The sequence below is a fragment of the Reinekea sp. genome, assembly GCF_982785585.1.
Map to the genome: position 1 here is coordinate 154,530 of NZ_CEYAVF010000001.1, position 12,600 is coordinate 167,129.

Annotated in this window: 15 protein-coding genes and 1 other RNA gene; 6 read left to right on the forward strand and 10 right to left on the reverse strand. The window is 55.0% G+C overall.

Features of this window, described 5'->3' with window-relative positions; translation table 11 throughout:
* The first annotated feature begins 85 nt into the window (after positions 1-85).
* Both AC4FIC_RS00820 and AC4FIC_RS00825 read left to right on the forward strand, forming a co-directional pair.
* Positions 86-436, forward strand: a complete 351-nt coding sequence (locus AC4FIC_RS00820; RefSeq protein ID WP_100255696.1) for a hypothetical protein — start codon at positions 86-88, stop codon at positions 434-436.
* Positions 437-517: 81 nt separating this feature from the next.
* Positions 518-970, forward strand: coding sequence for a copper chaperone PCu(A)C (locus AC4FIC_RS00825; RefSeq protein WP_100255697.1), 453 nt, complete (start codon positions 518-520; stop codon positions 968-970).
* Between the two features lie 28 nt (positions 971-998).
* On the opposite strand, the gene AC4FIC_RS00830 is transcribed toward AC4FIC_RS00825, so the two are convergent.
* The 6 genes from AC4FIC_RS00830 to AC4FIC_RS00855 form a co-directional block, all read right to left on the reverse strand.
* On the reverse strand, positions 999-1,523 hold the full coding sequence (locus AC4FIC_RS00830) for a Crp/Fnr family transcriptional regulator (protein ID WP_158524248.1): 525 nt from the start codon (positions 1,521-1,523) through the stop codon (positions 999-1,001).
* A gap of 40 nt (positions 1,524-1,563) precedes the next feature.
* Positions 1,564-2,064, reverse strand: coding sequence for an EVE domain-containing protein (locus AC4FIC_RS00835; RefSeq protein ID WP_273285738.1), 501 nt, complete (start codon positions 2,062-2,064; stop codon positions 1,564-1,566).
* 41 nt (positions 2,065-2,105) lie between these two features.
* Entirely contained in the window at positions 2,106-2,705 is a 600-nt protein-coding gene (locus AC4FIC_RS00840; RefSeq protein ID WP_273285739.1) for a 5-formyltetrahydrofolate cyclo-ligase, read from the reverse strand.
* 107 nt (positions 2,706-2,812) lie between these two features.
* Positions 2,813-2,991: non-coding RNA, 6S RNA (ssrS, locus tag AC4FIC_RS00845), on the reverse strand.
* A gap of 386 nt (positions 2,992-3,377) precedes the next feature.
* Positions 3,378-3,707 (reverse strand): cell division protein ZapA, encoded by a 330-nt coding sequence (locus tag AC4FIC_RS00850; RefSeq protein ID WP_273285740.1) that lies wholly within the window; start codon positions 3,705-3,707, stop codon positions 3,378-3,380.
* Positions 3,700-3,912, reverse strand: a complete 213-nt coding sequence (locus tag AC4FIC_RS00855) for a TIGR02449 family protein (RefSeq protein ID WP_100255702.1) — start codon at positions 3,910-3,912, stop codon at positions 3,700-3,702. Before AC4FIC_RS00855 ends, AC4FIC_RS00850 begins: the two co-directional genes overlap by 8 nt.
* A gap of 294 nt (positions 3,913-4,206) precedes the next feature.
* Between AC4FIC_RS00855 and AC4FIC_RS00860 the strand changes: the two genes are divergently transcribed.
* Together AC4FIC_RS00860 and pepP are read left to right on the forward strand one after the other, a co-directional pair.
* Positions 4,207-4,797: a UPF0149 family protein gene (locus AC4FIC_RS00860; protein ID WP_100255703.1), complete on the forward strand. Its 591-nt coding sequence runs from the start codon at positions 4,207-4,209 to the stop codon at positions 4,795-4,797.
* A 13-nt stretch (positions 4,798-4,810) separates the two neighbouring features.
* Positions 4,811-6,145 carry a Xaa-Pro aminopeptidase gene (pepP, locus tag AC4FIC_RS00865; protein WP_100255704.1) on the forward strand — a complete coding sequence of 445 codons (1,335 nt, stop codon included), beginning with the start codon at positions 4,811-4,813 and terminating at the stop codon, positions 6,143-6,145.
* A gap of 70 nt (positions 6,146-6,215) precedes the next feature.
* On the opposite strand, the gene AC4FIC_RS00870 is transcribed toward pepP, so the two are convergent.
* Positions 6,216-7,664, reverse strand: coding sequence for an ATP-binding cassette domain-containing protein (locus tag AC4FIC_RS00870; RefSeq protein WP_100255705.1), 1,449 nt, complete (start codon positions 7,662-7,664; stop codon positions 6,216-6,218).
* A gap of 131 nt (positions 7,665-7,795) precedes the next feature.
* Between AC4FIC_RS00870 and AC4FIC_RS00875 the strand changes: the two genes are divergently transcribed.
* Together AC4FIC_RS00875 and AC4FIC_RS00880 are read left to right on the forward strand one after the other, a co-directional pair.
* Positions 7,796-9,295 (forward strand): carboxypeptidase M32, encoded by a 1,500-nt coding sequence (locus AC4FIC_RS00875; protein ID WP_100255706.1) that lies wholly within the window; start codon positions 7,796-7,798, stop codon positions 9,293-9,295.
* Positions 9,296-9,914: 619 nt separating this feature from the next.
* Positions 9,915-10,784 (forward strand): PA4780 family RIO1-like protein kinase, encoded by an 870-nt coding sequence (locus AC4FIC_RS00880; RefSeq protein ID WP_100255707.1) that lies wholly within the window; start codon positions 9,915-9,917, stop codon positions 10,782-10,784.
* A 57-nt stretch (positions 10,785-10,841) separates the two neighbouring features.
* Here AC4FIC_RS00880 and AC4FIC_RS00885 read toward each other — a convergent pair whose 3' ends face one another.
* The 3 genes from AC4FIC_RS00885 to AC4FIC_RS00895 all read right to left on the reverse strand — a co-directional run bounded on the left by AC4FIC_RS00885 (position 10,842) and on the right by AC4FIC_RS00895 (position 12,546).
* On the reverse strand, positions 10,842-11,528 hold the full coding sequence (locus tag AC4FIC_RS00885; protein ID WP_100255708.1) for a hypothetical protein: 687 nt from the start codon (positions 11,526-11,528) through the stop codon (positions 10,842-10,844).
* Positions 11,529-11,884: 356 nt separating this feature from the next.
* Positions 11,885-12,409 carry a methylated-DNA--[protein]-cysteine S-methyltransferase gene (locus AC4FIC_RS00890; protein WP_100255710.1) on the reverse strand — a complete coding sequence of 175 codons (525 nt, stop codon included), beginning with the start codon at positions 12,407-12,409 and terminating at the stop codon, positions 11,885-11,887.
* The gene (locus AC4FIC_RS00895; RefSeq protein WP_158524249.1) at positions 12,406-12,546 is read right to left on the reverse strand and encodes a hypothetical protein; all 141 of its coding nucleotides are present in this window, start codon (positions 12,544-12,546) and stop codon (positions 12,406-12,408) included. The genes AC4FIC_RS00890 and AC4FIC_RS00895 overlap by 4 nt, the downstream gene beginning before the upstream one ends.
* Positions 12,547-12,600: the final 54 nt, after the last annotated feature.

Consider the following 12,600-nt stretch of genomic DNA (forward strand, 5'->3'; position numbering starts at 1 on the left):
CTATTCTAACCTGCCGAGACGCCGCCAATTGACCTTGAACCGAACTGTAGTTACCTTAGGTGGCTCAGACAAACGAAAGTTATCGATGCCGCCCCGATTGATCAAATCCCTATCCGGTTACATCCTGTGCCTGTGCAGCTGGTTGATACTGACCTTGGCTGCGCCTCTGAGTGCCGCCTTGGGTGTCACCGAAGCGGGCTGGATGCGCCTCTGTTCGGCCCAGGGTGTGCATTGGGTTGCGTTGCCTGGCGAACGTCCCGCCGCCACCGTCGATGACCGCTGTACCTGCCTGTCCTCGCCTTTGGTCGCGTCCGACTATCCAACTTTGGCTGGCCCGGTACATGCCGCCAGCCCAGATGTTCCGATTCTATTGTCGGTTTTCAATGCTGCTCTCGTGGCCCGTGCCCAACCGCGAGCGCCGCCGACTCAGCGGTAATCTGCATGCCATGAAATTGAATACCTATCGGGCCTTTAGCCCGATGGACGATTAGCTGTTTGAACCCTATTGGAGACACCCATGAAAATATTATCCGCCGCGTTACTGTTCGTGCTTGCCACTTTGTCACTGCCGAGCTTTGCCGAGGGCGCGCTCGAAGTTCATCAGCCGTGGACGCGAGCCAGTGCCCCTGGTGCCCCGGCCGCAGGTTTTTTAAAAGTTATCAATCGGACCGACAGCGCAGACATCCTGCTCGATGTCTCCGGCCGCTTTGCTAAGCGCCTAGAATTGCATCAGTCCTTAATGGTCGATGGCATGATGAAAATGATCCACCAGCGTGACGGTGTCGCGATACCGGCCGGCGGCGAATTGATACTTGAGCCAGGCAGCTACCATCTGATGTTTATGGGCTTGGCTCAGCCCTTTGTCGTGGGTGAGACCTACAGCGTTCAACTGACCTTTCAACAGGCGGGTGTAATTGAGGTGATATTACCCGTCCTCAGTGCCGAACCTGGCAGCGACATGGCACATTAACCGTTGGCGAGGTTTTCGTCTGTGCCGCCTAATGTTGCGAAGCGGACATATCCAGTAGTTTAAAGCTGGTATGGCGCAGACGTCGGGAAATGGTTTCGGAAACTTTCCACAACAAGCGAAAGGCCAGGTGGGGTTGCTCCTCTGACATAAACTTAAGCTGGCGCCTGCTGGTAATGACAAACTGGGTCGTGCCCAATGATTCGGCCAAACCCGAGCGTGGAGCGCCATCGACCAGGGACAGTTCGCCGAAGGTTTGCGAAGCGCGCAAGACCACCAGCGGTTTGACCAGATTATCGGAGCCGGTCTTACTGATCCGAATGGCCCCGCTAATAATCAAACCCATATAGTCTGCCTGGGCGCCTTCATAAAAAATCACCTGACCCCGGTGGGCTTCATACGCGGTAAAATAGCGCGCCAAGATACGGATATCCTGCCAATTGAATTCATTTGCCCAATTGGTTTTATCAATCAGCTCGGCCACCGCGAGTGATGAAAATTTTATCGGTTTGAGTTTGTCCATCGCATCCTGACTGCGCAAAACAGCACGCAACAAATAAGTCCAGTCCCCAGTTAAGCACCGAACCGTACGCCAATCAAACAGTGGGTGTCGTGAATGTCGACTGCTTCTCATTTTGCTGCGCAAGCGCCAAGATTGCGCTGTATTGGGCGGGTAAAACCGGTGAAATACTCAAACGCGCTTGCCTTAAGACGAGCATGTCCGACAGTTCGACGGCGGCCTTGAGTTGCGCCAAGGTCACTGGCTGAGCCCAGCGTTGGCTGAATTGGATGTCGATCGCACTCCAACGTAGATTCGAGGCGCTGCTTTTAACATCGAAGTAGGGCGAGGCCGGGTCGACGGCATCGACATCATCATAGGGCGCGCTGATAACCCGTGCGCTGCCGACAATGGCCGGCACCGCGCAGGCCGAATGATAAATCAGCGCCACGTCCCCAATCTGCATCGTGCGCAGAAAATTACGGGCCTGATAGTTGCGAATACCGTTCCAAGGCTCGCCCGTGTTACCACGATCGGCCAGATCCAAAATAGAGAACTGGTCCGGTTCGGTTTTCAGTAACCAGATGGCGGCGGTCATGCTGGATTCCTCAGAGGTGGGTCGGCGCTGGTTGGCCTGAATTAGTTGGCCTGGATGGGGCCCTTTCGATAGACCCGAGCGTCACTGACGATGGCATCGAGCTGTATATCCCAAGGCTCCAGTGGTATACGAGCGACCTTCTGGCATTCATGGGCCACGCCGAGCATGGCAGGGCGTCTTGGCCAGTGTGCCGCACCGGCAAAGGTTCGATCGTAGTAGCCACCGCCCATGCCCAAACGGCCCCCCTGTGGATCGAAGCCGACCAGCGGCAAGAGCACCAGATTAAGCTGCCAAGGCTTGACCAGGGCGGTTTGATAGGGCTCTGGGATGCCGTACTTATTGGCTTGCATCGGGCTATCAGCATCATAGCGGGCAAAAAGTAGGCTGTTCTTAAAGCGATGCAGGACCGGTAAATAGAGTTCGATGCGCCAACGTCGACAGGCTGCGATCAGAGGTGACAGGTCTATTTCACCATCCATTGCGGTATAGAGTGCGATACGCGGCTTGCTGCCTTGGCCGAGCAGAGGTCTAAGGACTGTTAATAAACGCTCAGAGGCCAGCGCCTGTTGTTCGGCAGTGAGACTACGCCGACTCGCACGCAGCTGCTTTCGAAGTTGAACTTTGGCAGTTAGGGTGTTCATGGCGGCTCTGACACAAGAAAGTAAGCCAATCGTGCACGAAAGGGGGGGGGATGAAAACCGCTATCGGACCATCTTGCTGAGATGGCGTGGCGCAATGGCCAAAAAATTAATACCCCAGACTACCGCTATCACGTCAGACCTTGAACCAAGCAGTTCAAGGCGGGGACCTTCGCGATGAATTAGGCTTTCTGCAGAGCAGACATGCACACATCATCGGCTGAAAACCCCCTAAATTCGTAAAATAGGCTCGAGGACTTTTCGCGACTGGCAAATAGTCCAGGGATTGCTTTAAGTATAAGGGTATTTAGAAAAAAGACAGTCTTGACATTGGAATTAATTTTTAAAAACTCCATTCCATACCGTGGAATCATGCCCAATCGGCCGGAATTAGGGGGTTGCAGGCAGTTGATGTTTTTTGTGCAGCGCGATCCAGGGAGGCTAGTGGCGCTTAGGGCTCCAGCCAAGCGGAGGGAGTATGGTACTGCCAAGAATAAATGGTCAAAAAATCGGCACCGTCAGGTGAGCTTATTAGCGATGATTTAGATCTACAAAGGTTATGGCCGGAGTAATAAGAATATTAGGAGAAATTACCTATACTGAGGTCAGGGCTATTCGTCAATTTATTGGCACTTTGCATCAGTGGCTAGCGCTATTGCCGGCACCAACAGAATATTAAAATTCACGATCGTCTTGGAAGTTGAATCCGCTGGCATCCTTATCCTGAAACGGCATCGCAGCATCCAGCTTGGCACTCAACCGAGCGATAGCCGAGCGATCGTTATCATTGCTCGGTTTCGCTTCGAGCAGCTCGTGGGTCAGATTGAGAGCCGCCATAACTGCGATGCGTTCCACGCCAAAGACTCGGCCGGTATCACGAATTTCTTTCATCTTTTCATTCAGGGTGCTGGCCGCATCGGACAGTTGCTTTTCCTGGCCGGGCGGGCAGGCCACGCGGTAGTCGCGATCCAGGATGGAAACCGATAGCGTTTTTTGTTCAGTCATTGGGATGCTCCATGGCCTTAAGCCGTTCGATCATTGTTTCAACCCTCGACCGAGCCAATTCGTTCTGTTTTATCAACCGAGCTCGCTCGGCTTTCCATGCTGCGCGCTCGGCTTGTAACAGGTGTTTTTCCTGCTCGAGCCGTTTATATTCTTTGATCAGCGCGTCGATCTTGACTTCGAGCGCTAAAAAATCCTGATTCGACATTGAGTACCAAATCCTAAAATAACGATAAAACGAATACACTTCGGTGCAAGGCAGCCTCATTGTGTGAGAACTTAAGCCAAATGTCACTATAGCTCTTTAATAGATTGAAAATCCGTTAAAACAATAGTCTAGCGTGACATCCAAATGCAGTCGCTTGGTTTTCGCTCGAGTGGAAAATTAGTCGCCAGTCACTGATTCCAGTAGTTGAGCATGATAGCATGACGGCTTTAGTCTAATTTACCCAAATAGTGGGCCCTGCCATCCGCGGCGCACCCGTTTTGCCTTGGAGCATCCATGACCGTTAGCGATCAATCCGGTATTGAACTGCAGTACGCCGACCTTGCAATCCTCTTTAGAAAGATCGGTTCAAGTCTTGCGCCGAACTATTTACATGGCTCCTTAGCTGGGGTGCTGTCGGCCGGAAAACGCATGAGCCAGGACGACTGGCTGGACTGGGCGTTGGACCAGATGGCGCCCAGCGAGGCGCTCCTGGAGGCCCATATCACCGTGTTACAGGGTCTTTATTTTAAAACCCTCGGCGAGTTACAAGATGAAGGGCTCGCTTTTAGTCTGCTGCTGCCGGATGAGGACGCGCCGTTAGCGGACCGACTCGTTGCCCTCAGCGAATGGGCTGGCTGCTTCCTAGGTGCCTTTGGTTCAACCGGTGTGGTCACCGAGATCAGCGACATGCCCGCCACCTTGCAAGAAATTCTAGAAGATCTGGCTGAAATTGCGCAGGTGGATGCCGACAGCGGTGAAGAGTTGGCCAGTGGTGAAAGTGACTTTCTAGCGATCTCCGAACACGTCCGCCTGAGTGCGCTCACGGTGTTTTTGGAATACAACGAACCTCAGCCAGATTCAGTAGACGATCAACTGGTCCATTAGAAGGGAGCCCCCAATGAAAACGATCAGCCAGAACGAACATCGAGAACGCCGACTGCGCCTGATGGAGCAGATGGACCCGGGCAGTATCGCTATTATCCCATCGGCTATCGAACAGATTCGCAACAACGATGTCTACTACCCCTTTCGGCAAAATAGCGATTTTCAATACCTGACCGGTTTTGGTGAACCGGACGCGCTCTGCGTCTTGATGCCCGGCCGTGAAGCCGCCGAATATGTGCTCTTTGTTCGAGATAAAAACAAAGAGCGGGAGATTTGGGACGGCTATCGCGCCGGTCCCGATGGGGTGGTGGCGGACTTCGGCGCCGATGATGCCTTTCCAATCGATGACCTGGACGACATTCTGCCCGGTCTGATGGAGGGTCGAGCGCGGGTTTATGCCCATATGGGCGTCAACACCGCGTTCGATAATCGGCTCATGGGTTGGCTCAATCAGATTCGCGGCAAGGTGCGTCAGGGTGCCGTGCCGCCCGATGACTTTTCCGATATTGCCCACCTATTGCACGATATGCGCCTGATCAAATCGCGTCAGGAAATCGCTATTATGGCCGATGCCGCTAACATCAGCGCCAAGGCCCATGTGCGGGCAATGAAAGCCTGCAAGCCGGGGGTTTGGGAATACCAACTGCAGGCGGAAATCGAACACGACTTTATGCTCGCCGGCAGTCCGCGTCCGGCTTACAGCGCCATTGTTGGCGGTGGCGATAACGCCTGCATTCTGCACTATGTTGAAAACAATCAAAAATTGCAGGACGGCGATCTGGTGTTGATCGATGCCGGCGCGGAACTGCAATATTACGCCTCCGATATCACCCGCACCTTTCCGGTTGGTGGCACCTTTAGCCCAGAGCAACGCGCGATCTACGATCTGGTGTTGGCATCCCAATATGCGGCGATCGCCGCGATCCGTGCCGGTGCGCATTGGAATGAAGCCCATGAAGCGACACTAGCCGTGATCACCGCCGGGCTACTCGAGTTGGGACTGCTGACCGGCACGGTAGAGCAGCTGATTGCGACCGAGGCTTACAAAGAATTTTTCATGCACAAGACCGGCCATTGGCTGGGCTTGGATGTGCACGATGTGGGCAGCTACAAGCTGGGCGGCCAGTGGCGCGTGCTCGAAGTCGGCATGGTGTTAACGGTTGAGCCGGGCATCTACATATCGCCATCGAATATGGCCGTTGAGGCGAAATGGCGCGGCATCGGAGTGCGCATCGAAGACGATGTAGTGGTCACCAAAGACGGCTGTGACGTGCTCAGCAAGGATGTGCCCAAGGAAGCGGCCGACATCGAAGCGCTGATGCACGGCGGTCAAAGCCAGCTCTTTTAAGCCAGCTAACCTGGCCCCTTAATCGGCCCTATGGCGCGTGCCGCGCCGCGACCGATTGAGTGCGCCAGTGTTAATCCGGCACGATGCGGAACAGGGCTTGGCCGGTGGTATCGGGTTCAAACACCAGGTTCTGCTCAATGCAGGCCAGCGTTTCGTCTTGCCGATGGGACACGAACAACAACGTGGTCGGGCCCTGCGCCAAGATGCGCGCCACCACATCGAGTACATAGAAGCGGTTAAAATCATCCAAGCCCTGAGTGGGCTCATCGAGAATCAGCAGCGGCGGTTGTTTGATCAGTGCCCGCGCGATCAGTACCAGGCGCTGCTCGCCCATCGACAATGCCTTAAAGGGCCGCTGTGCCTTATCGGCCAGGCCGATCAGGGCCAGCCAACTTTTGGCCAGCTCAGTCTCGCTGGTGCCGACACTCTGGTAAACGCCGATCGAATCGGTCAGGCCCGATAATACGGCGGTCAGCACATTGCCCGATACGCGATAATCGCGATGTAAATTGCCCGAGACAAGGCCCAGATGTTTCTTGATTTGCCAGATGCTCTCACCCTGCCCGCGTTGGTAGCCGAGTACCTTTAATTGATTCCGATAGCATTGCGGATGGTCGCCGGTGATCAAGCCTAGGAGGGTCGATTTACCGCACCCATTGGGGCCGCGCACCTGGGTATGGCTGCCGGGTCGCAACTGCCAATTGAAATCCTGGAACTGATAAGTCTCGTCATATTGGACGAAACCATCGACCAGATCGATTAATGGCTTATGCTCCGGCCAATGGGCCAATTGAAAGGCTGATTGGCGCGGCGGCAGGGCCGCCATGGGACGACCGACGGCCAACAGCTGCTGCCAGGCTTGCTCGATATCGCTCGGCATGGCACCACTAAACAGCATTGCACCCTTATTTAATAAAGCCAGATAAGGAAAGCCGACCACCAGGTCGCTCAGTTGATTGATTAACAGCATCAGCTGTTGGCCCTGTTGGATCAGCTCGGCCAGCACCCGGTGTAAATCCAAGCGACTGGCTTGATCCAGCCCTTCGAATGGCTCATCCAAAATTAGCAGTGCCGGTTGCGCCAGCAGGGCACGGGCGAGCATGACGCGGCGCCCCTCTCCGGCACTGAGCACCCGATAACCGCGCTGAAGTAGGGGCGTCAGCTTGAGCAACGCAACCAGACGATCGTGCTGCGCTGACCAGGGGGCAATTTCCGCTAATAGGGCGCTGACCGGTGTGCCGTCATCGATATGGTCGAGAAAGTCGGTGTCATCTCGATAGAGCTCCCGTTCATAGAGTTCTTGCTGCGATTCCAGTGAGACCCAGGCCGTGCCGGCAATCGGGTCGTCGAGACGGCCTTGTGAGCAATGTATTTCGCCGGTCAACAGGCGCGCCAGGGTGCTTTTACCGCTGGCATTAGTGCCCAGCACAACCCACGATTGACCGGCCGGCACATGCCAATTGATTCGGTCGAGAATGGTCTGGTTCTGAATCGTGACGCTGACATCGATGAGCTGCATGGGTTGGGTGTACCGAAGGTCGAATTTGCCGATATACTGGCCAAATTAGTCGACAACTACAAGATTCGATCGACTAACGTACGACTTTTACACCGCATTCTGAGCTATTTGCCAATCGAGGGTGATCCCATATGAGTTACGAACTACTGAGCAAGACCTTCTACCGGCTGGCGCAGTTGGGCCATGCCAATGCCCTGTTAGGTTGGGATCAGCAAGTTATGATGCCGCCTAAGGCCAATCAGGCACGGGGCTTGGCGTTGGCCGAACTGTCTGTGATGAGTGCGGAAATATTGCAGGCACCGGCCTTGGTGGAGGCCTTTGCCGCGGCCAACGATCGGCAAGATCTGCTCGCCGACTGGCAACATGCCAATCTGCGCGAGATGCGCCTCGATTGGCAGCGTGCCTGCGCTATCCCGAAAGATTTGGTCGCCGCCGAAGCCATGGCCACTAATGAGTGTGAGCATGCCTGGCGGCAGATGCGCCGTGACAATAACTGGCGCGACTTCGAACCCCTATTGCAGACCGTTTTTGATCTGGCCAAAGAAAAGGCTCAGGCATTACGCGCCGCCCTGCAGGATGAGCGAGGCTACCAGAGCGACTACGATGCCCTGCTGGATATCTTCGATCCCGGCACTCGGATGAAACGGATCGATCCGCTGTTCGCCCAGTTGAAAACGGAATTGCCGAGTCTACTTGAACAGATCCGCGCGCGACAAAGCAGCCAACCACCGCTGATTCGCCAGTCACAGCCGGTTGCCAAGGCCAAGCAAATCGAGTTGGCGCGCGAATTGATGAGGGTCTTGGGTTTTGATTTCGACGCCGGACGCCTCGATGAAACGGGTCATCCCTTTAGCGGTGGGGTCAGTGAGGACAGCCGAGTCACCGCCCGCTATGATGAAGATAATGTCATCGAAGGCCTGATGGCCATTATTCATGAAACCGGTCACGCCCGTTACGAAGCCGGCTTGCCCGAAGCTTGGCGCCATCAGCCGGTTGGGGGCAGTATGGGCATGGGCGTACACGAGAGCCAGAGCCTGTTTTTTGAAATGCAGCTCGGCCGCTCGCAAGTCTTTATCGATGCCATCGCGCCGCGAGTCAGGCAATATCTGGGCGCGGATCCCGCCTTTGCGGCCGACAACATGCGTCGGCTCTATACCCATGTCGAACCGGGTTTGATTCGGGTCAATGCCGACGAGGTCACCTACCCCCTGCATGTGATCCTCCGTTATGAGCTTGAACGCGACCTGATTGCCGGGACGGCACAGGTTAAGGATATACCGGGGCGCTGGGATGAGGCGATGCACCGCTATCTGGGCTTGAACACCGAGGGTAACTATCGTGATGGGCCGATGCAGGATATTCACTGGCCGGCCGGCGCCATCGGTTATTTCCCGTCCTATACCCTGGGCGCGATGAATGCGGCCCAATTGCATGCCGCCCTGCTCAAGGCCGTGCCGAAGGCGCCGGAGCTGATTGCCGAGCTCAATTTGGAACCCGTCTTCAGTTGGTTATCGGACAATATCTGGCACCAGGGTCGGTCTCTGAGTTATGACGACCTGATGGTTCAGGCGACCGGTGAAACGCTTAATTCGGCGCATTTTTTGGCCCATATTCGCAGTCGATATCTCTAGGGCGTTGCATAGACCGGATCTGATCCGGATGGCGACTTGTGCGCCTGAGCCGTGTCGAGGCGGGCGGTGCCGACGCCATGGCCAGAGAACAGTCTTTACTTCGTAGCCGTTAGGGCCATAATTCACTAGCAAGCAGCGTTCACGATGCTTTAGCGCTGTATGCCTGTTCGCAGACCGATTACAGAGTTTGACCAACAGTGTCACCCGTTTCCTGGAGAAACCGTCATGAGTAAAGAACAGCACAGTACCAAAGAGAACAAAAAAAAGCCGTTACTGACCGCGAAAGAAAAGAAAGCGGCGAAAAAAACCAAGAAAGATACCAACGTTATAGGTCAGTAGCAGGCAGTTGATCATCAGCCGTGGCGATGACGGTTCGATTTTGTCAACCGACTAGCACGGCGCGGCTGATGTATCAGTTGGCTCATTATCTTGCCAGCCCTTTCTCAACGCTCGTCCTAACTGCCAAGTTACTCGGCATAGCTTTGCGGCAATAATGCCAGCGTCTGTATCGAGTCATTGAATATACACCCCACATAAGTGTTAGAATGGTCGTCATTTTTCGGCCGATGCCAACATCGGACGGTCGAGCCGAGTTGTTCACCCTACTTGAAAGGTTGCCATGAAAGTTCCTGCACGCCTACAACCACTCGTCGACGATGGATTAATCAACGAAGTGATCAGCCGCCTGATGAGCGGAAAAGAGGCGGATATCTTCATCGTCCGCTGTGGTGACCATGTTCGCTGTGCCAAGGTCTATAAAGACGCCGCCAAGCGCAGTTTTAAGAAGGCCGCACAATACCAGGAGGGCCGAGCCGTGCGCAGCGGTCGTCGGGCGCGGGCCATGGAAAAACGCTCGACCTTCGGGCGCAAGCAGCAGGAAGAAATCTGGCAAAATGCCGAAGTGGACGCCCTTGCGCAGTTAAAGGCCGCCGGCGTTCGAGTCCCGGAAACCTATGGCTGTATCGATGGCGTGCTGTTGATGGAGTTGATAACCGATGATCAGGGCGATGTAGCACCGCGCCTCGATGATGTGGTGTTAACCGAAGAGCAGGCCTTAGAAGATCACTATCTGATGATGCATTACATTAAGCTGATGTTGTGCGCTGGCCTGGTACACGGTGACTTGTCAGAATTTAATGTCCTGCTCGACGCTTATGGGCCAGTCGTGATCGATCTACCGCAGGCTGTCTATGCCGCGGCCAATAACAATGCCCAGGCGATGTTTGCCCGGGATGTGAATAAGATGACCCAGTACTATGCTCATTTCGCGCCCGAACTGGCCACAACCCGATACGCCGAAGAAATATGGGAGCTGTTTGCCGCGGGTGAGTTAACTGTCGACTATGAATTAACCGGCCTGTTCGAAGGCAACGATGAGAATGCCAATGTCGACTCGGTGCTGGAAGAAATTAAAGCCGTGATTCAGGAAGAACAGGAAGAGCGTGAGCGCATTGCCCGGGTCACCGGAGCCGATGACGACGAGGACTAGGTGGTCCGCATTGAACGCCCATCACTAGGATGGGCCCGCTTTATAGCGCCGTGCTGATTAGGCGTCTGGCGTTGCCTTAACGTCATTCTGCGCCTGATGAAAGACTCGAAAGACAAACACGGCGTAAAAGGTCCCCAGCACACTGAACAGTTGCGACGGCAAAAACTCGCTGAAAAAAGGCGCAATCTCCAGTTCATTGAGCAGATTGGTGAGCATCAGCGCCGGAAAATAAATTAGCGCCGTAATAACCAAAAACCCACCCAATATTAGCCTGAAGTAACCGCCACTGAGCGTCCAGCTGGTGCGCATGGCATCCAATGGATGCTGTTTGTTGAGCACCACCGCGTACTCCGCGAACATAAAGCGCACCATAAAGATCAGACCCGGTATGACCAGCATAAAGAGCCCGCCGAGGATCGCCGCAGCATAGAGAAAGTTAACCGCCGCAACCGGGAACCAGAGCCGAAGACCCTGCTTCCAGAGGGATGGCAAGGACGGATATTGGCCCTCAACTGAGGCGGCAATCGCCAGGACCAGCGCGCCTTGGGAAATAGGGTAGATCAACAAAGACAACAAAAAGGGTGTTGACGGATTGGTTAGTAGACCGCTATCGGGCAGCTCCTGCTGATTAAAGAGCAGCTCAAAGAGACCCACAAATATCGAAAAGGGTAAGACAATCATCGCCAGAAAAACAAAATTACGCCGATAAAAATTGAGTGAATCTTTTAACAGGTTGAGCAACATGTTGATCCTTAGCAGTCAGGGATGTTCGGTGGTCAATAGTCTGGCGCCCTACCTCGGGTCGCCCGGTGCGCGGGATTATCGCAGCCGGGCGTGGGCCAAGGCAATGTTACCGAGCGATTATTACCAATCGCTTGCCCTCGACCGATCTGGGTTATGGACAGATCCGTCGACGAATTCGGCCGGCACGCCAGAGCTGTTCCGAATAGACGGCCACAGTCTACCCGAAACCGCTCAATAAGCTCCAGTTAAGGCGTGATAAACAGCCAGATGGACTCGTGCATGCCAAGGCTTTGGCCGCAGGGACTCGACCCACTTGCGCTGTCGAGAGACGACAGAGGCGCCGTTCAGGCCTCGACTCAGTCGAAGCGGACTGAGGTCTTATGGGGGATGTTTGCCTCATGGTTGAGCAACCAGACTTTGCGCTCAATACCGCCGGCATAGCCGGTCAATTGACCGCCTTTGCCAATCACCCGGTGGCACGGCACCAGGATCGAAAGCGGGTTTTTGCCATTGGCCATGCCCACGGCACGCGCGGCCGTGGGCCGGCCGATGGCCTCGGCGAGATCCTGATAGCTCCAGGTTTGACCATAGGGAATGGTGCCTAGGGCTTGCCAGACCAGGCATTGAAACGGTGTGCCCGATGCTGCCAGCGGAACACTAAAACTGCGCCCCGAGCCGGAAAAGTGACCGTCAAAGTAGTCGGCCAGTTCGGCGCGGGCCCAGCGAATCATAGCATGGTCGGCTGACGGCCGCCCCAGGTCGGCCGGTTGACTGGTCTGACGGGTAAACCAGACGCCGAGCACGCCCTGGTCATGCGCGCTCAGCGTGATCGGGCCGAGGGGGCTGTCGATGCGTTGATAAACAGTTTGATAGTCCGTCATAAGGTTGCATTCCCGCATTGAAAGGTGGCGTAGCTGCCCCAGGGCGAGAGGTCGGCAGCGGCGACAAAAAAGTGGCCATCACGGGCCGCTCGGGCGCGTTGACATTGGCTGGGGGTCAATTCGATGCGCTCAGTCATACCTTGGCCTGCAAAGCGGAGTATAGCAACCCAGTGTAAGGGCTTTTGGCCAAT

Coding starts and splice junctions, on each gene's coding strand:
- AC4FIC_RS00870 (WP_100255705.1), bottom strand. CDS start 7,664: ATGCAGCTCATCGATGTCAGCGTCACGATTCAGAACCAGACCATTCTC.
- AC4FIC_RS00850 (WP_273285740.1), bottom strand. CDS start 3,707: ATGACTGAACAAAAAACGCTATCGGTTTCCATCCTGGATCGCGACTAC.
- AC4FIC_RS00885 (WP_100255708.1), bottom strand. CDS start 11,528: ATGTTGCTCAACCTGTTAAAAGATTCACTCAATTTTTATCGGCGTAAT.
- AC4FIC_RS00880 (WP_100255707.1), top strand. CDS start 9,915: ATGAAAGTTCCTGCACGCCTACAACCACTCGTCGACGATGGATTAATC.
- AC4FIC_RS00825 (WP_100255697.1), top strand. CDS start 518: ATGAAAATATTATCCGCCGCGTTACTGTTCGTGCTTGCCACTTTGTCA.
- AC4FIC_RS00855 (WP_100255702.1), bottom strand. CDS start 3,912: ATGTCGAATCAGGATTTTTTAGCGCTCGAAGTCAAGATCGACGCGCTG.
- pepP (WP_100255704.1), top strand. CDS start 4,811: ATGAAAACGATCAGCCAGAACGAACATCGAGAACGCCGACTGCGCCTG.
- AC4FIC_RS00875 (WP_100255706.1), top strand. CDS start 7,796: ATGAGTTACGAACTACTGAGCAAGACCTTCTACCGGCTGGCGCAGTTG.
- AC4FIC_RS00835 (WP_273285738.1), bottom strand. CDS start 2,064: ATGACCGCCGCCATCTGGTTACTGAAAACCGAACCGGACCAGTTCTCT.
- AC4FIC_RS00895 (WP_158524249.1), bottom strand. CDS start 12,546: ATGACTGAGCGCATCGAATTGACCCCCAGCCAATGTCAACGCGCCCGA.
- AC4FIC_RS00890 (WP_100255710.1), bottom strand. CDS start 12,409: ATGACGGACTATCAAACTGTTTATCAACGCATCGACAGCCCCCTCGGC.
- AC4FIC_RS00840 (WP_273285739.1), bottom strand. CDS start 2,705: ATGAACACCCTAACTGCCAAAGTTCAACTTCGAAAGCAGCTGCGTGCG.
- AC4FIC_RS00860 (WP_100255703.1), top strand. CDS start 4,207: ATGACCGTTAGCGATCAATCCGGTATTGAACTGCAGTACGCCGACCTT.
- AC4FIC_RS00820 (WP_100255696.1), top strand. CDS start 86: ATGCCGCCCCGATTGATCAAATCCCTATCCGGTTACATCCTGTGCCTG.